Raw genomic sequence first — 23,471 nt, forward strand, 5'->3', positions numbered from 1 at the left:
CGGCACACGCCAGGACACGCCCAGCACGTCCCACCTCGCGCTACGACCGCACAGCGCTAGGACACGCCCGGCGCGACCCACCAGGCCCTCGCCCGCACAAAAGACCGCACACGCCGCGACCCGCCCCGCACGTCCCACCACGCCCTCCCCCACACAAACGACCGCGCACGTCAGGAGGCGTCCAGGTGGCCCGCGTCGCTCTGCCCCTCAGGCCCGCAGCAGGCGGCCGGCCGGGGCGAGTGTGAGGTCCCCGGTGCGGCGGGCGTAAGCGGGCGGAATCGGAGATGTCACCCTGGGGCTGGCACTGATGATCGCTGTGCGGGTAGTCATGCCACCATGACGACTTCCCGTACGACGCCGCCGGAGGTCACCCCCGTACGGCGTCGCTGGTGGCGATACGCGGCGGGCCTGCTGGTCCTGGCGGTCCTGCTGGTGGTGGCCGGGCGGCTGGCCTGGACGTACCTGAACCCGGCGGGCGAGCGGACCATCGACCGCAGCCAGCCGGTCCTGCTGGAGTCCATCAAGGACCTCAGCCGCTTCGAGGCGGCGACCGGCACCTTCCAGGTGGTCGTGGACCTGGAGAAGGACGCGAACTTCCTGCCCGACGCGATCAAGGGCACCAGGACGTTGTTCGTCGGCGCGGGCGGCGTGGACGCCTACGTGGACTTCTCCTCCCTCGCGACGAACGCGGTCACGGTCTCGGAGGACCGTACGGAGGCGACGATCCGCCTCCCCCACGCCCAGTTGGAGAAGCCGAACCTCGACAACGACCGCTCGTACGTCTTCGCCCAGCAGCGCGGCCTGTTCGACCGCGTCTCGGACTTCCTGTCGGGCTCCCCTGGCGACCAGCGCGAGCTGTACCTGCTGGCGGAGAAGAAGATCACCGAGGCGGCCGTGGCGAGCGACCTGCGGACCCGCGCGGACGCCAACACCAAGGCGATGATGACGGGCCTGCTCAGGTCGCTCGGCTTCACGAAGGTCTCCGTCAAGTTCACCGACGAGCCCTGAGCCGCCCCGTCCTAGGTACATACCTAGGACTCCTACGCCCAGAGATAAGGCATAAGCCCGATGTGCCGGGGAGGGCCTTAGGAGCAATCTTGAGAGTGCAGACGACAGGCAACGCGAAAAAGCCCAGAGGAGCACTCGAATGAACGCCGAACTCGAATACAGCGTCATGCAGCACCACGCCTCCGAACTCCGTCAGGCCGCCGCCGAGCAGCGGCGCGTACGGGAGGCGCTGCGCGGGCCGCGGGCCGAGCGCCGCCACCGCTCGGTCTTCGCCCGTTTCCGTTCCGCGTGACCGCCCACAAGCAGCCCGGCCGCCGCCTCCCTCGCGGCCGGGCTGAACAGCCCCCATAAGGGGCGCCCGGAGCATTCCTGGTCGACGGCTCCGGAACGTACGCGAAGCCCCGGTCCATCCTGGTCGGACCGGGGCATCGCGCTGTCCGGGCAGGGGGCCCGGCGGCTCACACCGTGATGACGAGCTTGCCGCGCGCGTGCCCCTTCTCCAGCTCGCGGATCGCCTCGGGCACCCGCTCCAGCGGGTACGTCGCGCTGACGACCGGCGTGATCCCCCCGTTCCCCGCCAGCTCGGCCAGCGTCTGCAGGTCGGCCTCGCGGGGGAAGGCGAAGAACATCCGGGGCCGCTTGCGCGTGAACGGCCCGTACAGGGCGGTCCGCAGCTGCCGGTCCAGCCCGGCGAACCACCGGCCGCCGCCCTCCCCGCCCACGATGACGTACGTGCCGCGCGGCGTGAGCGCCCGCCGCAGGTGGGCCAGCGGGCGCAGGCCCGCGATGTCGACGATGAGGTCGAACGGGGGCCGGCCGCCGTCCGTGAAGTCCTCGCGCGTGTAGTCGATGACGTCGTCCGCGCCGATCGAGCGGACGAGCTCCTCCTTCGCCCCGGAGCACACGCCCGTGACGTGCGCGCCGAACGTCTTGGCGAGCTGCACGGCGAACGTCCCGACGCCGCCGCCCGCGCCGGTGATGAGCACGCGCTGCCCGCGCCGCACCCGGCCGGAGTCGCGCAGCGCGCGCAGCGCGGTCATGCCCGAGGTGGGGATGGCGGCGGCCTGCTCGTACGACAGGTTCGCGGGCATCGGCGCGAGCCGGTCCGCGCGGGCGCAGGCGTGCTCGGCGTAGGCCGCGCTGCAGGTGCCGAAGACGCGGTCGCCGGGTTTGAACGCGGTGACGCCGGCCCCGACCGCCGTCACCTCGCCCGCGACGTCGGCCCCGAGCCAGGGGCTCCTGGGGCGGCGCAGGCCGATGCCGAGGCGCATGACGTACGGGATGCCGGTGAGCATGTGCCACACGCCCTGGTCGACGCCCGCCGCGTGGACCCGTAACCGGACCTCGCCGTCGCCGGGCTCGGGCTCGGGCACCTCGGCGAGGCCGAGGACGCGGGGCGGGCCGTACACGCTTCTGGTGATCGCTTTCATGACTGGTCTCCGTCCGGGTACTGGAACACGTCGTCGAGCGGGACGCCGAAGACCCGCGCGATCTGGAAGGCCACCTCCAGGGACGGTGAGTACCGGCCCTGCTCGATGGCGATGATCGTCTGCCTCGTGACGCCGATGCGGTCGGCCAGCTCCGCCTGGGTCATCTCGCCGTGCGTGAAGCGCAGGGCGCGGATCGTGTTGGTGACCTTCGTGGGCTTCACCATCCCGGCAGCCCCCGCCGGTAGGCGACGATCTTGAGCGTGGACCCGAGGACGGCCGACAGGACGAACCCCAGGTAGAGCACGTTGGCGATCCAGAAGTGCGGGAGCTCGGCCATCGCCATGACCATCCCGGCGACCGCGCCGGCGACGAGGAACCACTGCCCGGTGTATTCGCCGTAGCGGTGGATCTCGCGGTCCCGCTGGTCCTTCTTGCCGACCTCGGCGGGCGCGGTGGTGCTCACCGCGATGAACAGCACCATCGAGGCCAGGAACGCCCCGCCGATGCTCCACAGCAGGGGTGCCACGTAGGGCACCTCGGTCAGCGGCACGGCGCCCGCCCGGCCGAGGACCGTGGCGACGTAGACGCCGTACGCCACGACCGTGACCACCAGCATGACCCAGGCGCGTTTCTCTTCGGAAGCCATACTTGGAATGTAAAGCACGGCGTACATCGTGTCTAGAATTTTTTACATCGCAACGCACGGTGACGCGGCGATCGCGCACACGCGAACGGCCCGGTGACGGTCAGAAGCGACCATCACCGGGCCGGTGAGCGGTGATCAGAAGAAGGACGGGGTCAGGACTTCGGGACGCTGATGAGCAGGGCGTCGCCCTGGCCGCCGCCGCCGCAGAGCCCGGCCGCGCCGAGCCCGCCGCCCCGGCGCTTCAGCTCGTGGGCGAGGGTGAGCACGATGCGCGCGCCGGAGGCCCCGATCGGATGCCCGAGCGCGATGCCGCCCCCGTTGACGTTGACCTTGTCCAGCGGCACGCCCAACTCCTTGGCCGACTGGACCACCACGCTGGCGAACGCCTCGTTGATCTCGACCAGGTCGAGGTCGTCCGCGCTCACGCCCTGCTTGGCCATGGCCTGCTTGATGGCGTTGGCCGGCTGGGACTGCAGGGAGGCGTCGGGCCCGGCGACGTTGCCGTGCCTGCCGATCTCGGCCAGCCACTCCAGGCCCAGCTCCTCGGCCTTGGCCTTGGACATGACGACCACCGCGCAGGCGCCGTCGGAGATCTGGGACGCCGAGCCGGCCGTGATGGTGCCGTCGGCGGCGAAGGCCGGGCGGAGCTTGGCGAGCGTCTCCGCCGTCGTGTCGCCGCGTACGCCCTCGTCCTCCTTGACCAGCACCGGCTCGCCGCGCCGCTGCGGGATCGGCACCGGGACGATCTCGTCGTCGAAGACGCCGTTCTTGATGGCCGCGGCGGCGAGCTGGTGGGAACGGGCCGAGACCGCGTCCTGCTCCTCGCGGCCGATGCCGAGGCGGCTGTTGTGACGCTCGGTGGACTCGCCCATCGCGCACTGGTCGAAGGCGCAGAACAGGCCGTCGTGCGCCATCGAGTCGACGACCTCGGAGCCGCCGTACTTGACGCCCTTGCGCAGGCCGGGCAGCAGGTGGGGGGCGTTGGTCATGGACTCCATGCCGCCGGCCACCACGATGTCGAACTCGCCGGCCCTGATGAGCTGGTCGGCCAGCGCGATCGCGTCGAGGCCGGACAGGCAGACCTTGTTGATGGTGATGGAGGGGACGGTCATCGGGATGCCGGCCTTGACGGCGGCCTGGCGGGACGGGATCTGCCCGGCGCCGGCCTGGAGCACCTGGCCCATGATCACGTACTCGACGGCTTCGGGGGCGACGCCGGAGCGCTCCAGAGCGGCCTTGATCGCGATGCCGCCCAGCTCGACGGCCGACAGGCCGGACAGGGTGCCGAGCAGTTTCCCGATGGGGGTGCGAGCTCCGGCGACAATGACGGACCTGGACATGACAACGGCCTCCTGTGCTCGCGCGTCGGGTCTTTGACACGATACCCACGGGTACAACGTCGCTCGCCATGGAGGTAGACCACACATGTTCATGCGGATCGACCACATAGGGATCGCCTGCCACGACCTTGAGGAGAAGATCCGCTTCTTCTCGGAGACCTTCGAGCTCACGGTGGTCGCCCGTGAGGTCAACGAGGAGCAGGGGGTGAAGGAGGCCATGCTGCACATCGCCGACGGCGAGGGCGGGGGCTCCTACATCCAGCTCCTGGAGCCTCTCTCCGAGGACTCGCCCGTGGGGAAATTCCTCGCCAGGAGAGGCGAGGGTGTTCATCATGTCGCGTTCGGTGTACGCGATGTCACCGAAACCATGGCTAAGATCGGCGCAAAGGGTGTGAGGCTGCTGGACGAGCGTCCCAGGCACGGTTCCATGGATTCGCGGATCGCCTTCCTGCATCCCAAGGATGTGGGCGGAATGCTGACGGAGCTGGTCCAAGCTGCCGATCCCGACAAATCGTAAAAGAAGCTCATATGTAACTAGTCACGCAGAAAATTGGACGGGGCTTCGCCGGTGGCACCGGCGGAGTACGCTGGTCCTCCCAACCGGACAGGGAGCCTGCCGCGAGGCACAGGCTCCTGGATCGGATGCCCCGAACCCCCCGTCCGGCACGTGTAGCCGTCTCGACAACCCAGGATCGAGCCTCCATGCAGTCCGACATCGACGCCCAGCTCAACAATTTCTTCGAGGACGCACCCGCACGCGAATTCGATGTGGTGCTTCGCGGTTACGACCGGCATCAGGTCCACGACCACCTCAAGCAGCTCGACCAGGAGATTCGCCAGGCGCGCGAGCAGATCACCGGCCTGCAGCGCGACCTGTCCGACTCCCAGCGCCAGCTCCAGGAGCAGGAGCGCCCGACCTACTCCGGTCTCGGCGCCCGCATCGAGCAGCTGCTCCGGCTGGCCGAGGAGCAGGCCACCGAGCTCGTCCAGGCCGCCAGGTCCGAGGCCAACGAGATCAAGGCCGCGGCCAAGGTCGAGGCCGCCGACATGCGCGCCGCCGCCGAGGCCGAGGCCGCCGAGAAGCGCGCCCAGGCCACCCGCGAGAGCGACGAGATGCGCTCCGCCGCCGAGCGCGACGCCGAGGAGATCCGGGGCACCGCCCGCCGCGAGGCCGACGAGCTGACCAACACCACCGAGCGTGAGGTCGCCAAGCTCCGCGCCACGGCCGACCACGAGGTGGCCGAGAAGCGCGCCGACGCCGAGCGCGAGATCGCCAAGCTCCGCACCACGACCGAGCGCGAGGTCGCCCAGCTCCGGGCCTCGACCAAGCGCGAGCGCGACGAGGTGCTGACCACCGCCAAGCGCCAGGCCGACGAGATGCGCGCCCAGGCGCAGCGGGTGCTGGAGGAGTCGGAGGCCAAGCGGGCCCAGGACGAGGCGGAGTTCGAGATCCAGCTCGCCTCCCGCCGCGAGGAGGCGGAGCGCCAGGAGGCCGAGCGCCACGCCACCGCCCAGGCCGCCACGCAGAAGCTGGTCGCCGAGGCCGAGCAGCGCGCCGCCACCGCCGAGTCGCGGGCCACGAAGGCGACCCAGCAGGCCGAGCAGACCCGCCGCGAGGCCGACCTGCACGCCAAGCAGCTCGTCGCCAACGCCCGCAAGAACTCCGAGTCCATCGTGGCCGAGGCGAAGTCGAGCGCCGAGACCATCGTCACCGAGGCGAAGACCGAGGCTGAGCGCACCCGTACGGCGATGCAGCGCCAGGTCGACGAGCTGACCCGCCAGCGGGACAGCATCACCAGCCACCTGGCCCAGCTCCGTCAGCTCCTCGGCGGCGCTGCGCTGCCCGGCATGGAGCCGGAGCCCGCGGTCACCGCGGCTCCGCCGAAGCCCGCGATCCCGGCGCCCGCGCCTGTGGTCGAGGCGCCGGCCACGACGCCCGCGGCCAAGATCGAGGCCAAGTCCGACGACGACGCGGAGTGGTGGCAGGAGTAACGATTCACCGCACCGGGGCTGTTTGACGGCTGGGAGAGAGCCTGGCGATCACTGGATCGCTAGGCTCTCTCTGTGTTTTCTGCCCTATATGGGAGGAGTTGCTGGTAAGTGTCCGCGAATGCCGAGACCGGGCCCAAGATCGAGGACGGCCCCAAGGTCGAGGACGGCCCCAGGGCCGAGGACGGGCCGGGGAACGGCGGCCCGGCGCAGCCGTACGGCCTGCCGGGCAAGCCGCTCGCCCGCGGCCCGTTCCTGTTCGGGCTGGTCGGCGGCCTGGGGGTGCTGACCGCGATCGCGATCGCGCAGATGGTCGTCAACTCGCTGAGCACGATCATCCTGGTCGTGGTGGCGATGTTCCTGGCCGTCGGGCTCAATCCGGCCGTCGAGGCGTTGCAGCGGCGCGGTCTCGCCAGAAGGGCCGCGATCTCCATCGTGTTCATCGGGGTGATCGTGGCGTTCGTGCTGTTCGGGCTGGCGATCGTGCCGCCGGTGGGGCGGGAGCTCGCCGACTTCGTGGCGGCGGTGCCGGGCTACGTCAACGAGCTGAGCAACCACCCGACGCTGCGGCAGCTCGACGCCGACTACCAGATCATCCCGCAGGTTGCCCAGTTCGTGACCACCGTGCTGGGGCCGTCGCTCGCGACCGGCATCATGGGCGCGAGCCTGGTGGTGCTGGACGGCGTGTTCACCACGGTGACGCTGCTGGTGCTCATGCTCTACTTCCTCGGCTCGCTGCACACGATCAAGGCGTACATGCTGAAGCTGGTGCCGGCCTCGCGCCGGGAGCGGACCAGCGCGATCAGCGAGGAGATCCTGACCGGGATCGGCGGCTACGTCGCTGGCAACGTGCTCATCTCGGTCATCGCGGGCGTGGTGACCTGGATCTTCCTGTCCATCGTGGACGTCAGGTACGCGCTCGCGCTCGCCCTCATCGTCGCCCTGACGGACCTGATCCCGCTGGTGGGCGCCACGATCGGCGCGGTGGTGGTCTCGGCCGTGGCGCTGCTGCAGTCGGTGCCGGCCGGCATCGCCTGCGCGATCTTCTTCATCATCTACCAGCAGGTCGAGAACTACCTCATCTACCCGAGGGTGATGAAACGCTCGGTGGACGTGACGCCGGCCGTGACGGTGATCGCCGCGTTGTTCGGCGGGGCGCTGCTCGGCATCGTCGGCGCGCTGCTCGCGATCCCGGTGGCCGCGGCCATCGCGCTGATCATCCGCGAGGTGGTGATCCCCCGGCAGGCCCGCGCCTGAGCGGGCCCCTCACTGGCGCGCGGCGCCCAGCTCGGTCTGCAGGAACTCCGACACGGCCGCGTTGAACGCCTCCGGCTGCTCGACCGCGCTGAGGTGGCCGGCCTTGGGGATGACCTCCAGCCGCGCGCCCGGTACCGCCTCCGCCATGGCCTTGGCCTCGGCGGGCGGCGTCAGGTCGTCCTCCTCGCCCACCACGACCAGCAGGGGGACCTTCAGCGCCGCGAGCGTGCCGGTGGAGTCCGGCCGCCCGGCCATCGCGCGCTGCGCCCAGGCGACCGCGCCCGGCGGGGCGGACTGCACCAGCCCCTTGACCCGCCCGAACACCATGGCCCGCCGCTCCTTGGTCGTGGGCCCGATGAGCCCCGGCAGCACCTCGCTGACCAGCACGTCGCTGCCCTCGGACAGCACGGCTTGCGCGATGCGCTCCCTGTTGTCCCGCGCGGGAGCCGGGTCGGGGACGGCCTTGGTGTCGGCGAGGATCGCGCCGAGCAGCCGGTCGGGGTGCCTGCGGCAGAACGCCAGCGTGACGTAGCCGCCCATGGACAGCCCGCCCACCACCGCCCGCTCGATGCCCTCGTCGTCGAGCAGCCTGGCGACGTCGTCGGCCATGAGGTCGAGCGACGGGTCGTCCTCGCCCAGCCGGGAGCCGCCGAAGCCGCGCAGGTCGGGGGTGATGACCCGGCAGACCTTGGCCAGTCCTTCCCGCTGGGCCAGCCACATGGCCGACGACAGCGGGAAGGCGTGAAGCAGCACAACCGGGAGCCCGGTCCCGGACGATCTCGTGTAGAGCTGCACGGCCCCCACGGTAACGCGGATCACGCTGATGAGCACACGATGTCGCATGCCGATATGCCGCAAAGCGCGCGACCGCTTCTCCCCGGCCTGCTGGAGCGCAGGTCAGACGGCGGTGGCTCCGCCGTCGATGAAAAGGACCTGCCCGGTCATGTACGCCGACGCCCCGCTCGCCAGGAAGATCGCCGGCTGGGCCATCTCCTCGGCGGTCCCCCAGCGCCGCATGGGCACCGTGGCGACCGTGGCCGCCCCGCCGCTCGCGTCGTCCCAGAGGTTGCGGTTGAGCTCGGTGGCCGTCCAGCCGGGGCACAGGGCGTTGACCCGTACGCCGGCCCGCGCCCACTCCAGGGCCAGCGTCTTGGTGAGCGCGACCAGCCCGGCCTTGGCGGCCGCGTACGGGGCCAGGAAGGGCGCGCCGAGCGCCGCGACGGAGGCCACGTTGATGACCGACCCGCTCCCCCGCTCCAGCAGGTGGGGCGCGACCGCGTGGCAGACGACCATGGCCGAGTCGAGGTTGAGCCGCATGAGCTTGTCCCAGCCGGACAGCCGCAGGTCCTTGAACTCGACCATGAAGTTCGAGCCGCCCGCGTTGTTGACGACGATGTCGAGGTGACCGAGCCCGTCGATCGCGGCGGCCACCATGCTCGCGGCGGCGTCGCGGTCGGTGAGGTCGGCGGGCAGCACGACGGCCCGGCGGCCGAGCGCCTCGACCTCCTTGGCGACCTCGGCGAGCGCGTCGGCCGACCGGGACACCAGGGCCACGTCGGCGCCGGCCGCCGCGTAGGCGAGCGCGATGGCCCGCCCGATGCCCTTCGAAGCCCCCGTGACCAGGGCCTGCTTACCGTTGAGATCGAACGCGCCCACGCCGCCTCCTCCGTTGCGTGCCAGCCGAACCGAACAAGATTCTATGGAGGTGGGATCCGGGAACGCCACCGGCGCGGAGCCTCGGGGCTCCGCGCCGGCGCGCCTGGATGGTGTCGATCAGGAAGGGGTCATCCCAGGAACCCGTCGATGATGTCGGCGATGTTGTCGATGATCTTCGGAGCGCGGTTGACGGTCTGCATCGTCAGACCCGTCCTGTTGGGTTCGAGCTCGACCTTCTCGGGCTTGAAGATCTGCTTCTCACCCTGGCCGGAACCGCCCCGGTTGGGGAGGTTGGACGGCGGCCGGCCATTGGGGTACAACCGGCCGTTGCCGTACACGGTGTACGACTGCGTCGGCTGCGCGGTCCCGTCGTTGCGGTAGACCTGGCTCGGTCTCGGCTGCGCCGGCTGCCGGGTCGCCTTCGGCGGGGCCGACCGCTGCGCCGCGCGATGGCTCGTCGGCCGCCGCGCCGGAGTGGACCGGGCCTGCTGGATACCCCGCGGGACGCGACCACGGTAGTGGTTGCGCTTGCGCGCCGCGAGCGCCAGCCTCCGCTTGGCCGCCGCCTCGCGAGCCGCCTTCCGCGCCTGCCTGCGGGCGGCCATCGCGGCCCGCCGCTTGGCGGCGGCGGCACGCGCCCGCTCCTGCTTCTCCCGGAGCTTCTTCCGCAGCGCGGCGGCCCGCTTGCGCTTGGCCGCGCGAGCGGCCTCCTGCTTGGCCTTCTCCCTCGCCCTCTTCTTGGCCTCCTCGGCGGCCCGCTTGCGCGCCTCGGCGAGCGCACGCTTCCTGGCCGCCTCCCTGGCCCGCTTGATCGCCGCGCGGCGCAGGGCCGCCGCGGCCGCCCGCTGGGCGGCGCGCTTGGCGAGGTAGCGGGCGCCGACCCGGACGCCGATCGCGACCACGACCCACACCCACTGGCCGTCGGGGTCGGTCATGGTGACCGGGCTGTTGTTGGCGTAGGCGTAAGCGTTGAGCTGCTGCGGGTCCACGTCGTCGATGACCGGGTCCACCGACAGGAACCTGCCGAGCTTGGGATCGTACTCGCGGGCTCCCAGGTGCACGAGCCCCGTCGTGGCGTCCTTGGTGCCGCCCACGAACCCGCGCTCACCCGGCCACCAGGGCGGTGGCGAACCACGCTCCTCGCCGAACGGGGTCGTCCGCCGCATCGCCAGCTCGCCCGTCGCGGCGTTCACCGCGGCCTGCGCCGTGCTCTGGTGGTCGTTGACCAGGAAGAACACCTGGTTGTCCGGGGTGCGGACGGCGATCGGCTCGTCGTTGATCGTGTAGTAGCGGGTCTGCTGGACCACGTCCTTGGCGTAGTCGAAACGCAGCTCCATGTCGTCGATGTAGAGGGTCGCGTCGGTCGGCGTCTTGCGGATCAGCCGATCGCCCTCGGCGTCGTAGATGAAGGAGGTCGTCTTGCCCGCCTCCGTCACCGACTCGAGGTTGCCCTCGGCGTCCCAGACCAGGGCCTGGTCGGCGTTGCCGATCTTGCGCCTGGTGGTGTTGCCGGCCGTGTCGTACTCGAACAGGTCGGCGCCGACGCTCTGCAGCGCGTGCGGCTGCTTGCCGCCCGGCTGCGGGTAGGCGTAGGACCGGCTGGTCTCGGCCGTGCCGCCCCAGGCGTGCTTGGTCTCCTTGATCCGGTTGCCGGTCACGTCGTAGGCGTAGCTGACCGCGTACGGGGCCACGCCGCCGATCGTGGCGGACTTCGGCGAGCCGGACGCGCAGTCGTCCGTGGCCGTCCACGCCGAGCTCAGCCGGCGCAGGTGGTCGTAGGTGAAGCACTGCGTGTCCTGGCCGCCCGCCTCGGCGATCTTGGTGATGTTGCCGACCGCGTCGTAGGTGTAACCGAGGTTGAGGTCGGTCGCGGACGAGCCCTCGCGGTCCAGCCGGAAGCTGGTCAGCCGGCGCGTGGTCTCGTCGTGGTTGTAGGTCAGCCACGCCTTCTTGCTGCCCGAGCCGCCCAGCTCGTACTGGAGGGTCTCGCCCAGCTTGGAGTAGCGGGTCGCGTTCACGTACGTCTGCAGGCCGGTGACCTTCACCGGCTGCGCGAGCGCGTCGTAGCCGTAGACCACCTGCTCCTCGGCCAGCCCGCCGACACCCGGGAAGGTGACCGACTGGACCTGGTCGTCGGCCGTGTAGCGGGTGTTGAGCACGTACGAGCCGGCCAGCTTGCCCTCACGCTCGGGGACGGTGACCGTCTCGCGCAGCGGCCGGTAGTCGATGTCGATCGCGTTGATCTCGGCCTTGTACGCCTGCCCGCCCGCGTACCGGATGCTGGCGTTCATGTGCCCCTTGGCCAGGGCGTCGTACTTCCACTCGGCCAGCAGCGGACCCGTCGCCGAGCCCTCGCGCATCTCCTTCTTGCGGCCCAGGGAGTCGTAGACGTAGTACAGCGTCTTGCCGCGCGAGTCGGTCGTGCTGACCAGCTCGTCGGCGTCGTTGTACGTCATCGTCGTGACGCCCTTGTCGGGGTCCTCGGTCTTGATCTCCCGGCCGCGCAGGTCGTAGTGGTGACGCCACACGTTGCCCGCGGCGTCGGTCACCGTGGACAGGCGGCCGGCGTGGTCGTAGGCGTACTTGGTGGCCTCGTACTCGCCGGTCGGGGTCGCGCCCTTGTACTGGCGCAGCTCGATCAGCCGGTCCTCGGAGTCGCCGATGCGGGTGGTCGCGGTGCCTCCGGGCGGCGGCGTGATGTGGACCCGGTCGCCCTCGTTGACGACCGACACCCGGTACTTCTCCACGCCCTTGGCCTTGAGGATCTGCGCGTTCGCCTCGCCGGTGCCGTCGAAGGTCGTCACGACCTGGTTGGGCACCGCGACGTCGGCGACGCCGAGCAGGTCCGTGGAGGGGTTACCGGTGGCGAAGTAGCCGGTGTTGGACTTGTACTCCTCTCCCTGGGAGTTGTAGAAGGTGTCGGTGATCGTGCGGCCGTCACGCAGGGCCGGGTCCTGCGTCTGGTCGTCCCTGGGCGCGGGCTCCTGGGTCTGGCGCTCGCGCATCAGGCCGTCGTACAGCTCGTAGTCGCTGACGTACGTGCCGTCGTCACGCAGGGTCTTGGTGACGACGTAGCTGGGGCCGTCGGCCCGCATGACGTAGGAGTACTCGGTGTTGGGCGTCTGCTGGGCCGCCTTGCTGCGGTCGGCCTGCCAGACCTTGACCAGCCGGCCGAGCGGGTCGTGCTCCATCTCGACCCGGCGGTTGTTGGCGTCGATCTCGGCGACCGGCTCGCCCCACGCCGGCTCGACGAGCGTGCGCTCGACGTGGCCGAGGTGGTTGGTCTCGACGACCTCCGTGGCGAGCAGGCCGGCGGCCGGCGTGTAGACGGTCGTGGACTTGGTGCCGACGGTGTCGGTCTCGCTGGTCTCGCGGCCGTAGGAGTCGTACGTGCGCGTGGTGTCGGTGATCGTGCCGCCGTCACCGCCGACGACGACCTGGACCGCCGTCACGTCGCCCTTGCTCGGCGCCTGGCCGTTGGCCTTGCCGTCGTACTGGATCCGCTCGTCGGAGATGAGGTCGCCGGTGGCCAGCGTGGACACGCCGGTGGTGCAGGGGGCGGCGACCTTGTGGATCCGGCTGGTGTAGTCGATCATCCAGCTCGCGTCGTTGCGTGCGTAGGTGTAGCGGGTGCACTGGTCGTCGTCGGCGGTGGACAGGTCGCCCTTGTCCTCCACCGACAGCAGCGTGCCCGTCGCGTCGTACGAGCGCTCCTCGCCCGTGCGCCGCCACTTGCCGCCGGCCACCGCCTTGCGGGTGACCATCGACTGGGCCTCGACCACGTACGCGGCCTTGGTGATGCCGCCCTGCGTGGACTCGGCGGTCTTCACCGACCACGGCTTCTCGACGGTGGCGCTCAGCAGCGAGCCGCCGTCGCCGTCGTAGAGGATCTCCTCACGCTCGAAGCCGGAGTACTGGTCGAGGTCGTCCAGCTTGGTGCCCTCGGTGTCCTCCACCTGGACGGTGCGCTTGGTGCCGTCGGCCTGCTTGTCGCCGTGCAGGCCACGGAAGTAGCGGAACTCGGTGAGCGTGCGCTTGGTGTCCTGGCCGTCGCCCTCGCGCACCCGGACCCGGCCGAAGCCGCGCCACTCCGACCACGTGCGCTCGGCGGGCTTGACGAGGATGTTCTCGGCGTAGCGCCAGCCGGCGCCGTCCAGGTACTCGTAGGAGGTCACGACGGGGGTGCCGCCGCCGACCCGGTCCACTTCCAGGGTCTGCGCGACCACGTACTTGTGGAACCAGTCGGTGACCTCGGTCTCGTCCGGCGGCGCCCAGCGCTGCGGGAAGCAGAGCTTGGTGTTCTTGTCCGCCGCCGGCAGCTCGCCGGGCTTGCACTCGGCGGCCTTGTAGTTGACCCGCAGTTCGCCGCCGGTGCCGTTGGCCACCGCCTGGACGCGCCACTTGACCAGCGGGGCGCGTCCCTCGTTGGCGTCCACCCGGTTGGGGAGCTGCACGCCGATGAAGGTCGTCTTCGGCAGCGACAGCGTGCCGCCGACGTGCCCGGTCTGCTGGATCGAGGCCAGCCAGAGCGACGGGCTGAGGCCGTCACCGGTGGCGGGGAACTGGTGGGCCAGCGTCCAGGAGTCCACCGGCGTGTACGTCCCGGCGCTGGTGAGGATCTGCGTGGTGACCTTGGTCAGCCGCTTGCGGGTGAAGAACGTCGGCGTCACGCGGTCGGTGCACTTCACGCCCGAGTCGCAGATCTGGTCGAACGGCACGTCCGGCCAGCTCGCCGCGGTCTCCTTCTTGAGCTGCTCGGGAGCGCAGGTGATGGTGCCGCTCGGCAGGCAGCGCTCGGCCACGTCGAACACGACCCTGGAGGCCGGCTGCTTGGCGAACAGCTCGTTCTGCAGGTAGCCGTAGTCGATGCGGCTCAGGTAGGCGGAGCGGTCGTAGACGGTGCCCAACTCGGGCTTGCTGTTGCGGCCGTAGTAGTTCTTCTCCTGGACGTACCAGTAGGTGGTCGCGTTGCCGTGCGGGTCGACCACGTAGTCCAGGTTCCACCGGTAGGCCTGCTGGCACCAGGCGTTGGCCGGGGTGCTGTTGTAGCAGGGCTCGCCGCTGTTGTTGCCGAACACCGGCACGGTCTGCACCGACTTGGTCTCGGCCTTGCCGGTGGCCCAGCCGGGCAGCCGGTTGAGTCCGAACGTGTACTGGGTGCCGTCCTGCGTGGTGACGCGCCAGTACTCGCCGTTGTTGTCGCCGTTCGTGGCGCCGGTGAGGTACTCGATCCTGGTGCCGTCGTCGCGCTTGGGCCGCCACTGCTTGGTGGTGGCGTCCTTGACCAGCTCCACCGCCGAGTCGCCGAGGGTCAGGACGGCGTTGTCCTGGTCCCAGCACAGGTCGCCGGTCTTCTTGCCGTCGATCGAGCAGGACTTGTAGCGGCGCTCGACGAAGCCGCCCGGGCTGAGCTCGAAGCCCTCACCCACCCATGACGGCTGGTTGTTGGTGGAGACGGTACGGCCGTCCACGCTCTGCGAGGAGTAGCCGAGCGCCACGTCCGGCTCGTCGCCGCCCAGGGCGGGCGGGACGCGCAGTTCGTAGCCCCAGTTGAAGTCGCCGGACTGGGTGCCGACGCTCCACTGCGCGTTCGGGCCCAGCGAGGTGGCCGAGTGGTCGCCGGACGGGCCCGAGGCGGCGGCGGTCACCGCGTACAGGCCGGCCGTCTCGACCTCGGCGGTCACCGTGCCGTCCGCGGCGTTGTTCTCGCTCTTGACCGGCGTGGGCTGCGGGCAGTCCGCCGCGCCGGTGAGCGCGCACTCCTCCAGCTTGACCACGCGCAGGCGGGCGCCGTAGTCGCCGCCGTAGGCGTAGCGGAAGCCGGAGTAGTCGATCTGGAGCCGGGTCGTCGCCTTGCCGGCCGAGCGGGCGGCCACCGCGCCCTCGGTCGGGGAGACGCGCATCGTCAGGCCGAACCGGTCGGACTTGGCGGGGTCGAGCAACTCCACCTTGACCGGGGTCGCCGCCTCCGCCGCCTCCGCCGCCTCGGCGGTCTTGGCGTTCTTCGCGGCCTTCTGCGGAGCCAGCCTGACCGGGAAGTCACCCGCGGCGAGGGTCCTCGCCGCGGCGTCCGTGCCGCCCAGCTCGGCGGTCTGCGGCTTCGGCCAGCTCACGGCGGGCGGGGCCGTCCAGACCTGCTTGGCGACCGGGTCGTCCAGCGGGGGCAGGACCGGCACCTTGGTGCCCTTGACCGGGGTCTCCTTCTGCACCTGGGGAGCAGGGCGAGGGGCGGCCTCGGCGGGCAGGGCGTACGCCATGGGGGCGATGAGGATGACGGACAGGACCGTCGCCAGGCGGCGCGGCCAGGGGGATTCGGGCTTCGGGTGGAGGAAGCGGTTCCAGTAGGGGTCGGGGGCGTCGGCGAACTCCGGGGTTTCCGGAGGGCGATTCCAGCGGGATTCGGGCAGCTCTAACTCACTCGGCAGATCCATGAACTCTCCCAGTCGGGTGGTGCTGCTCTTGGAGGGGGTGTACTGGGCGAAAAGAAGGGGTGACTGAGCGGCAGTTATCGGGCGGCGGTCATTGGGCGGCGAGCTGGGCGATCTGATCGGCGTTGAGCACGCCGTCGTAGGTGCGGACGTCGTCGACGGTGCCCGGCCAGTAGCCGGTCAGGACGCCTGCGCTCTTGGTCCGGCCCAGCTGCAGCGGTCCGGTGGCGTTCCAGGTGCTGGTGTGGCCGGTGACCGTGGTGGCGGACAGGCGGCCGTTGACGTAGATGCGGAGCTGGCCGGTCAGGGCGTCGTACACACCGGCCAGGTGGGTCCACTCCATCGGGTTGGCGAGGGAGTCGGAGCGGGTCCGTACGAGGGTCGCGGTGTCGGTGTCGGCCGAGGCCATCCCGAACACCCAGCGCTGCTGCGCGGTGTCGTAGCCGAGCTGGAACCCGGCGGCCCGGTTGCCCGTCTGGGACACGGCGGCGACGTCCTTGGTGGGCAGGTAGTCGAGCTGGGTCCACAGGGCGACGGTGAAGCCGGTGGCGGTGGAGACCGCGGGCTTGGTGGTCTGGGCCGCGCCGGTGACGCCGTCGAGCGCGAGCGCGCCGTCCAGCCAGCCGGAGGTCCAGGAGGCGGCCCCGGCGAGCGTGGCGGGCGTGGCCCGTCCGGAGGAGTCGGCGGCGGCGGTGCCGCTCTCCTCGTCCAGCGACCAGTGGCCGACCAGCGTGGACGCGCTGTTGATCAGGTCGGCGACCTCGTCGGCGAACATGGCCCGGCCGTAGGCGCGCACGTCGTCCACGTCACCAGGCCAGAACTCGGCCGCCGCTCCCGCCGCCTTGCCGCGGCCGGCGACGAACTTGCCGGTGGCGTTCCACGGCTGGGTGAAGGCGACCGTGGACTCCAGGCGGCCGTTGACGTAGAGCGAGAGCTGCCGGGACGCCGTGTCGTAGACGCCTGCCAGGTGGGTCCACTCGTTCAGCCTGGGCGCGGCGGCCGACAGGGCGCGCGTGGTCGCCGCGCCGTCGGCGTCGGCGGCGGTGCGGGTGAACGCCCAGCGGTCGTCGCTCTTGGAGTACTGCAGGGCGAACGCGCCGGTCCTGCCGCCCTCCTGGGTGAGCAGGGTCGCGGTGGCGGCGTTGGAGGTCAGGCGGGCCCAGGCGGCGACGGCGAAGTTGCGGCTCGTGTCGAGGACCGGGCCGGCGGTCTGCGCGGAGCCGCTGGCCAGGCGCAGCGCCGAGCCGGTGCGGCCGGTCGTCCACGTCGCGCCGCTCAGGGTCGCGGGGTGCGTGCCTCCCGCGTCGGCGGCGGTGCCGCCCTGGCCCTCGTCGAGCGGCCAGTGCCCGGCCGTCGGGCGGCCCGCGTTGACGTTGAAGACGTACGTGCGGATCGGGCCGAGCTGCCCGGCGCGGTCCTTGCTGCGGACCGACAGCACGTTGGGGCCGTCGTGCCGCGGGGTGATCTGGATCGTGGCCTTGCCCTCCTCGCCGGCCGCGACCGCGGTGTTGGGGCCGGTGTCGAGCCCGTAGAGGTAGGAGGCCACGTCGGTGACGCCGTTGGGGCCGAAGCCGAACGTCCCCGCCAGGCCGAGGCCATCGGACCAGGTGTTCTCCGGGTATTCGGTCGAGGTGACCGTGGGCTGCTGGCCGGGCGCGGTGGAGTCCACCGTGGCCTCGCACCAGGGGCTCCAGGCGCTGTTCGCCTTGCCGTCCTCACCGCGCACCCGCCAGCGGACCAGCGCGCCGTCGGCGTACAGGCTGGTCGGGACGGTGGCGGCGAAGGCGGTGCCGGAGGAGCCGGTGGCGGTGACGTACTCGCCGGTCTTCACGCCGGCGGCGTTGTACCACTCGAAGCGGCCCTTGACCGAGTTGTCGGCGTCCTTGAGCTTGGCCCACAGCTTGGGCGTGGCGGTGCTGATGATGGGCCGGTCGTCGCCGGAGACGCAGGGGCCGCCCGGGTCCGACCAGACGTCGGCGGCGACCGGGTCGTTGGGGATGGAGTTGTACTCGATGACCGCGGTCGGGTTGTTCTTGAACTTCTTCCAGGCGTACACGTCGGTCTCGCTGGTGGCCCGGAGGCCGACGGTCATCTGGTTCCACTTCTTGGCCGCGGCGTCGGCGGCCCAGGAGGTGATGTCGAACTCGACGCCGCCGGGCATGCAGGAGGCGCCCCAGCCCTTGGCCACGTTCACCGTGCTCAGCAGCCTGGTCCAGGTCGGCTGCTTGTTCCAGGTGGTGCTGGAGCTGATCGCGCCGGTGCCCCACGCCTCGACCTTGCGGGCGCTGCACGAGTACGACCACGTCTCGTACGTCCGCAGCGTCGCCTTGACGATCTGCTTGCCGTGGATGGTCGCGCCGGTCGCCATCTGGAAGAACGAGCGGTTCTTCTGCGACTCGACGTGGCCCACCCGGGCGACGTCGCTGGAGTTGAGGTAGTTGGAGTTCGGCCAGTTGCTCCAGACCGCGGTCCACGAGCCGCGCGAGGCCGAGAAGTAGGGGTCGAGGTAGACGGGGAACTGTGTCCCCGGGTCCGTCAGCATCGCGCGGTCCGGCTTGAGCCGCAGCTCACGGCCCTTGACCGTGACGCCCATCGTGGCCTCGCGGGCCTCGGGCGAACGTCCTTCCCTGAGCGCCTTCGGGCTGGTCACGCCCTCGGAGTCCCACATCTTGGGGGTGGGGGCGAGGAAGAGCGCGCCGCCGGCCTCGTCGAGCGCCCGCAGGTTGCCCGCGGCGTCGGTCTTCACCGACAGGCCCTCGGCGGCCAGCGGGTACGCCAGCTCGGTCAGGGCCTCGGCCGCGGCCCGCGTCTTGACCACGAGCAGGTGCGAGAAGCCGTCCACGTCGGCCGTGACCTGGAGGTCGACGCCCGGCCTGACCTCGGCGTAGGTGGCGGTGTCGCCGTTCAGCGTGGGTTTGGGCAGCGGGCCGGTCCAGCCGAGCTCCAGGGTCTTGCCGCCGCGCGACAGGCGGGCCAGCGGGCCGTCGCCGCCGCCGGAGAAGGTGACGCCGACCGCGGCGGCGACCGGCTCGATCACGCCGTCCGGGCGTAGGCGGAGCGTGGTGTCCACGGGCACCCATCCGCCGTCCCTGCGGACCTGGATGGGGCGGACGTACTGCTCCAGCGTGAACGTGCCGTCGGGTTTGGCGAAGACGCGGCGGGTCTCGCCGCGCATGGACTCGATCTCGACCGTGCGGTTCTCCCGCCGGGCCAGGGCGGCCGCCTGCCGCTCCGCGCCCTCCTGGCCGGGCGGCCCGGCCTGCTCCGGCGGCGCCGCGGCATACGCCGCCGGAGGGGTCTCGGCCGCGGCGGGTGGTGCCTGTGTCAGGACCACCGCCACCATCGGGAACGCCATCGCCGCCGCACCAAGTAAACGCACAACCCGCATTTGTCCTCGCCCATGCTGAGCAGGGGTTACGCGCGGAACGGAGACCGTCCGGCGTCTCCACGATCTTCGATTGACGCTCGGATTGTCACCCTGTGTCAGACGCGGAGTCCATAGTTCTGCTCATTATGTTCACGAAAAGCTTCATAGCGGGCGTCTGCGCGCAAATCTTCGTCAGACCTCAGTGGGAAGCGGGTAGGCGGCCGGATTGACCCGCTTGACGATCTCGCCGAGCACGATCCGCACGTACGGCTCCCCCACCCACAGGTGCTTGGCCCCGTCGACGCCGACGACCTCGGCCTGCGGCACCCGCGCGAAGCGCTTGCGCGCCTCCTCCGGCCGCAGGTAGTCGTCGAACTCCGGCACCAGCGCGGTCAGCGGCCGGCCGAAGGCCGCCCAGGCGTCGAGGTCGTCGTCGGTGGCCCGGTGCAGCGGCGGCGAGAGCAGGATCGCGCCCTGCACCAGCGGGTCGTGCGCCCACTTCAGCGCCAGCTCGGTGCCGAACGACCAGCCGACCACCCAGACCCGCGGCAGGTCGTGGAACTCGGCGTACTCCAGCGCGGCGGCGACGTCGAAGCGCTCGCCCTCGCCCCCGTCGAAGGCCCCTTCCGAGGTGCCGCGCTCGGAGGAGGTGCCGCGCGTGTTGAAGCGCAGCACCGCCAGGTCGGCGAGGGCCGGCAGCCGGTTGGCGGCCTTCTTGTAGAGGTGGCTGTCCATGAAGCCGCCGTGGGTCGGCAGCGGATGCAGGGTCACCAGCGTCGCGACCGGGGCACGGTCGGCCGGCAGGGCCAGCTCGCCGACCAGGGTCAGGCCGTCGGCCGTGTGCAGCTCGATCGGCTCCCGCCGGGCCGGCAGCACCGTCGCCGCGCGAATCTCCACCATCGTTCCTTTCGGGGGCTAGTAACGGCTGCGGCCGGGGCCGCGATCGAGCCTCTTGCGCCAGCAGGGCGGGTGCCAGTGGCGGCGTTCCTCGTCACCGCCCGACCAGGCGGGCCAGGACACCAGGTGCGGCTGACCGGGACGGATCTCCTGGTCGCAGCCGGGGCAGCGGTAGTTCTTCGTCGACGCGGCGCCCGTGAGCATGCGGACCTTCCAATCGCCGTCCGGCCACTCCTCCACCTTGTCGAGGCCGGTCGGGAAGCCGAAGGGGCGGGAGGACTCCCTGCGGCGGGCCCGTCGCGGGCTCATCCCGTGCCGCCTCCGGCCCCGCGCAACGCCATGCCCCCGTCAATCGCCATGACCCCAGTTTTCCAGAGCCGCTAAGGTGGGTCGTCATGCGGCTGGTCATCGCGCGATGCAGCGTGGATTACGTAGGACGGCTCACGGCTCACCTGCCGATGGCGCCGAGGCTCGTGCTCATCAAGGCGGACGGCAGCGTGAGCATCCACGCCGACGACCGCGCGTTCAAGCCGCTCAACTGGATGAACCCGCCGTGCAAGCTCAAGGAGGACGGCGGCACCTGGACGGTCACCCACGGCAAGACCGGCGAGAAGCTGGTCCTGACCATGGCCGAGATCCTCCACGACTCCAGTCACGAGCTGGGCGTCGATCCCGGGCTGATCAAGGACGGCGTGGAGGCCCACCTGCAGGAGCTGCTCGCCGAGCACATCACGACGCTGGGCGAGGGCTACTCGCTGATCCGCCGCGAGTACATGACGGCCATCGGGCCCGTCGACATCCTCTGCCGCGACGGCCTCGGCGCGACGGTGGCGGTCGAGATCAAGCGGCGTGGCGAGATCGACGGCGTCGAGCAGCTCACCCGCTATCTGGAGCTGCTCAACCGCGATCCGCTGCTCGCGCCGGTCCGCGGTGTCTTCGCCGCCCAGGAGATCAAGCCGCAGGCCCGGGTGCTCGCCACCGACCGCGGCATCGACTGCGTCACCCTCGACTACGACGCGCTGCGCGGCATCGAGCCGGAGAACCCGACCCTGTTCTGACCCGCCTTTCCGACCCGCCTTCCCGACCCGCCTTTCCGACGCGCCGCAGGTCGTCACGTCCACCTTGCCCTAGTAAGCGATGGCTTACCGGATTATCGTGACGCCATGACCACGGTGACGTTCGACTCACTGAACCCGGCGACCGGCGCGATCGTCGGCAGCCACCCGAAGCAGGGCCCGGAGGCCGTCCGCGAGGCGGTCGGCCGGGCCGACGCGGCCGCCGCCTGGTGGGCGGGCCTGGGGCACGCCGAGCGCCGGCGCCGGCTGCTCGACTACAAGGCGGTCGTCACCCGCGACCTGCGGGAGCTCGCCCGGCTTGTCCACGAGGAGACCGGCAAGCCGGTCGGCGACGCCACGCTGGAGATCGTGCTGGCGATCACGCACCTCGACTGGGCCGCACGCAACGCCCACAAGGTGCTGGGCCGCCGCCGCGTCGCGACCGGCATGATCGGTCTCAACCTGGCCGCCACGCTCGAATACCTCCCGCTCGGGGTCGTCGGCGTGATCGGCCCCTGGAACTATCCGGTCTTCACGCCGATGGGCTCCATCGCGTACGCGCTGGCCGCCGGTAACGCCGTGGTGTTCAAGCCGAGCGAGTTCACCCCCGGCGTCGGGGTACGCCTGGCGGAGCTGTTCGCCGAGGCGGTGCCCGAGCACCCGGTGTTCCAGACGGTGACCGGCCTGGGCGAGACCGGTGCGGCCCTGGCCGCCGACCCGCGCGTCCGCAAGATCGCCTTCACCGGCTCGACGGCCACGGCCAAGCGCGTCATGGCCGCCTGCGCCGAGAACCTCACGCCGATCGTGGCCGAGTGCGGGGGCAAGGACGCCTTCATCGTCGACGCCGACGCCGACCTCGGCGCCGCCGCCGACGCCTGCCTGTGGGGCGCGATGTCGAACGCCGGGCAGACCTGCGTGGGCGTCGAGCGGGTCTACGTCGTGGACGCGGTCTACGACGGGTTCATGCGCGAGCTGTCCGAGCGGGTGACCAAGGTGCGGGCCGGCGAGGACTACGGGCCGATCACCATGCCCGCCCAGGTCGAGGTCATCAAGCGGCACATCGACGACGCCGCCAAGTCGGGCCGGGTGGTCACCGGCGGGCCGGGGTCGGTGCGGCCGCCGTTCGTGGACCCGGTCATCGTCGAGGACGTGCCCGAGGACTCCGCGGCCGTGCGCGAGGAGACGTTCGGTCCCACGATCACCGTGCGGCGCACCCGCGACGCGCAGGAGGCGCTGGAGCTGGCCAACGCCTCGTCGTACGGGCTCGGCGGCACGGTGTTCTCCAGGAACGCGCGCCGGGCGACCGAGCTGGCCCGCCTCATGCGGACCGGCATGACGGCGATCAACTCGGTCATCTCGTTCGCCGGGGTGCCGTCCCTGCCGTTCGGCGGCGTCGGCGACTCGGGCTTCGGGCGCATCCACGGGGCCGACGGCCTGCGCGAGTTCAGCAGGCCCAAAGCGATCTCGCGGCAGCGTTTCGCGATGCCGGGGATGAACCTGACCTCGTTCTCCCGAGGGCCCGCCGAGCTTGAGCGGCTGATCAGGCTTGTCACGTTCTTGCACGGCCGACGTAAAAGATAATCTTCGTACTCTTTCCCTTAACGGATCATCCGTCCATAATTGTGTGCTCTGGGGGCCACGATCATGTTGGACGGGTGGAATGTGAACCGGTCTTACCGGGGAATGTCGGCTGAGCAAAGGCTGGCGGACAGACGGGAGCGGCTGATGACGGCCGCCTACACGCTATACGCGAAGCCGGGATTCGCGGCGACGACGATCGAAAGGTTGTGCTCGGAGGCGCGGATCTCCAACCGCGCCTTCTACGAATGTTTCGGCGGGCGCGAGGAGCTCCTTCAGGCGCTGCATCAGCGGTGCGTGGAGGAAAGCCTGAGCGTCGTGGCCAAAGCGTTACAGGAGGCCCCGAACACCCTCGAAGGGCGAGTACGGGCGGGGATTCGCGCCTATATCGAGTTCGCCACGGACGACTGGCGCCGCGCCCGCATCATGCACGTCGAGGTGCGCAGATCGGGCGACGTGCTGACAATGTCGCGCCAGCGGGCCATAGAGTCCTTCGCCCGCATCATCCAGGAGGCCGCCGCGGATTTTCCGCAGGATCCGCACGTGAATCGGCGGCTGCTGGCGCTCGGCGTCATTGGGGCGTTGCAGGAGTTGCTCATCGAATGGCTGCTGGCCGAGCCGCAGCCGGCCATCGACGATCTCGTGGCGACCGCGGTGCACATCTTCATGCGGAGCCTCGCCGCGCCCCCATCCGGGACCGCCCCGGGATAAAAGCCGCGGTTTTCCGTGTGCATAGGGATGCGCACCATCCGTAATCCGGATTTTGTCTAAGTCGAGAAAGAGCGGGCGGCGGCTGATCGCCGCCCGCCGCTATATGTCC

Annotated in this window: 18 protein-coding genes; 8 read left to right on the plus strand and 10 right to left on the minus strand. The window is 70.8% G+C overall.

Annotated elements, in window-relative coordinates:
• Positions 1-336: 336 nt before the first annotated feature.
• Entirely contained in the window at positions 337-1,008 is a 672-nt protein-coding gene (locus SMD20_RS21910; RefSeq protein ID WP_329584041.1) for a DUF4230 domain-containing protein, read from the plus strand.
• Positions 1,009-1,147: 139 nt separating this feature from the next.
• The gene (locus SMD20_RS21915; protein WP_329584043.1) at positions 1,148-1,300 is read left to right on the plus strand and encodes a hypothetical protein; all 153 of its coding nucleotides are present in this window, start codon (positions 1,148-1,150) and stop codon (positions 1,298-1,300) included.
• Between the two features lie 166 nt (positions 1,301-1,466).
• On the opposite strand, the gene SMD20_RS21920 is transcribed toward SMD20_RS21915, so the two are convergent.
• The 4 genes from SMD20_RS21920 to SMD20_RS21935 form a co-directional block, all read right to left on the minus strand.
• Entirely contained in the window at positions 1,467-2,438 is a 972-nt protein-coding gene (locus SMD20_RS21920) for an NAD(P)-dependent alcohol dehydrogenase (RefSeq protein ID WP_329584044.1), read from the minus strand.
• Positions 2,435-2,662 (minus strand): helix-turn-helix transcriptional regulator, encoded by a 228-nt coding sequence (locus SMD20_RS21925; RefSeq protein WP_329584045.1) that lies wholly within the window; start codon positions 2,660-2,662, stop codon positions 2,435-2,437. Before SMD20_RS21925 ends, SMD20_RS21920 begins: the two co-directional genes overlap by 4 nt.
• Entirely contained in the window at positions 2,656-3,084 is a 429-nt protein-coding gene (locus tag SMD20_RS21930; RefSeq protein ID WP_329584047.1) for a hypothetical protein, read from the minus strand. The genes SMD20_RS21925 and SMD20_RS21930 overlap by 7 nt, the downstream gene beginning before the upstream one ends.
• Before the next feature lie 152 nt (positions 3,085-3,236).
• Positions 3,237-4,424, minus strand: coding sequence for an acetyl-CoA C-acetyltransferase (locus SMD20_RS21935; RefSeq protein WP_329584049.1), 1,188 nt, complete (start codon positions 4,422-4,424; stop codon positions 3,237-3,239).
• A gap of 85 nt (positions 4,425-4,509) precedes the next feature.
• Here SMD20_RS21935 and mce point away from each other — a divergent pair, with 85 nt between their 5' ends.
• From mce to SMD20_RS21950, 3 genes are all read left to right on the plus strand, one after another.
• On the plus strand, positions 4,510-4,941 hold the full coding sequence (gene mce, locus SMD20_RS21940) for a methylmalonyl-CoA epimerase (RefSeq protein WP_091090881.1): 432 nt from the start codon (positions 4,510-4,512) through the stop codon (positions 4,939-4,941).
• A gap of 185 nt (positions 4,942-5,126) precedes the next feature.
• On the plus strand, positions 5,127-6,416 hold the full coding sequence (locus SMD20_RS21945; RefSeq protein ID WP_329584052.1) for a DivIVA domain-containing protein: 1,290 nt from the start codon (positions 5,127-5,129) through the stop codon (positions 6,414-6,416).
• Positions 6,417-6,524: 108 nt separating this feature from the next.
• Positions 6,525-7,670: an AI-2E family transporter gene (locus SMD20_RS21950; RefSeq protein WP_329584053.1), complete on the plus strand. Its 1,146-nt coding sequence runs from the start codon at positions 6,525-6,527 to the stop codon at positions 7,668-7,670.
• Between the two features lie 9 nt (positions 7,671-7,679).
• On the opposite strand, the gene SMD20_RS21955 is transcribed toward SMD20_RS21950, so the two are convergent.
• From SMD20_RS21955 to SMD20_RS21980, 6 genes are all read right to left on the minus strand, one after another.
• Positions 7,680-8,513, minus strand: a complete 834-nt coding sequence (locus SMD20_RS21955) for an alpha/beta fold hydrolase (RefSeq protein ID WP_329584055.1) — start codon at positions 8,511-8,513, stop codon at positions 7,680-7,682.
• A 54-nt stretch (positions 8,514-8,567) separates the two neighbouring features.
• The gene (locus SMD20_RS21960) at positions 8,568-9,326 is read right to left on the minus strand and encodes an SDR family NAD(P)-dependent oxidoreductase (RefSeq protein WP_329584056.1); all 759 of its coding nucleotides are present in this window, start codon (positions 9,324-9,326) and stop codon (positions 8,568-8,570) included.
• 128 nt (positions 9,327-9,454) lie between these two features.
• On the minus strand, positions 9,455-15,757 hold the full coding sequence (locus SMD20_RS21965; RefSeq protein ID WP_329584057.1) for an RHS repeat-associated core domain-containing protein: 6,303 nt from the start codon (positions 15,755-15,757) through the stop codon (positions 9,455-9,457).
• An 88-nt stretch (positions 15,758-15,845) separates the two neighbouring features.
• On the minus strand, positions 15,846-19,109 hold the full coding sequence (locus SMD20_RS21970; protein WP_329584058.1) for a LamG-like jellyroll fold domain-containing protein: 3,264 nt from the start codon (positions 19,107-19,109) through the stop codon (positions 15,846-15,848).
• A 204-nt stretch (positions 19,110-19,313) separates the two neighbouring features.
• Positions 19,314-20,018, minus strand: coding sequence for an alpha/beta hydrolase (locus tag SMD20_RS21975; protein WP_329592637.1), 705 nt, complete (start codon positions 20,016-20,018; stop codon positions 19,314-19,316).
• 18 nt (positions 20,019-20,036) lie between these two features.
• The gene (locus tag SMD20_RS21980; protein ID WP_329584060.1) at positions 20,037-20,327 is read right to left on the minus strand and encodes an ATP/GTP-binding protein; all 291 of its coding nucleotides are present in this window, start codon (positions 20,325-20,327) and stop codon (positions 20,037-20,039) included.
• An 86-nt stretch (positions 20,328-20,413) separates the two neighbouring features.
• Here SMD20_RS21980 and nucS point away from each other — a divergent pair, with 86 nt between their 5' ends.
• The 3 genes from nucS to SMD20_RS21995 all read left to right on the plus strand — a co-directional run bounded on the left by nucS (position 20,414) and on the right by SMD20_RS21995 (position 23,362).
• Positions 20,414-21,076: an endonuclease NucS gene (nucS, locus tag SMD20_RS21985; RefSeq protein WP_329584061.1), complete on the plus strand. Its 663-nt coding sequence runs from the start codon at positions 20,414-20,416 to the stop codon at positions 21,074-21,076.
• Positions 21,077-21,181: 105 nt separating this feature from the next.
• Positions 21,182-22,654 (plus strand): aldehyde dehydrogenase family protein, encoded by a 1,473-nt coding sequence (locus tag SMD20_RS21990; protein ID WP_329584063.1) that lies wholly within the window; start codon positions 21,182-21,184, stop codon positions 22,652-22,654.
• Positions 22,655-22,798: 144 nt separating this feature from the next.
• A complete protein-coding gene (locus SMD20_RS21995; protein WP_329584064.1) occupies positions 22,799-23,362 on the plus strand; it encodes a TetR/AcrR family transcriptional regulator in 564 nt (187 codons plus the stop codon).
• The last annotated feature ends 109 nt before the right edge of the window (positions 23,363-23,471 follow it).

The organism is Nonomuraea sp. LP-02 (assembly GCF_036289125.1).
Taxonomy (GTDB): Bacteria; Actinomycetota; Actinomycetes; order Streptosporangiales; family Streptosporangiaceae; genus Nonomuraea; species Nonomuraea bangladeshensis.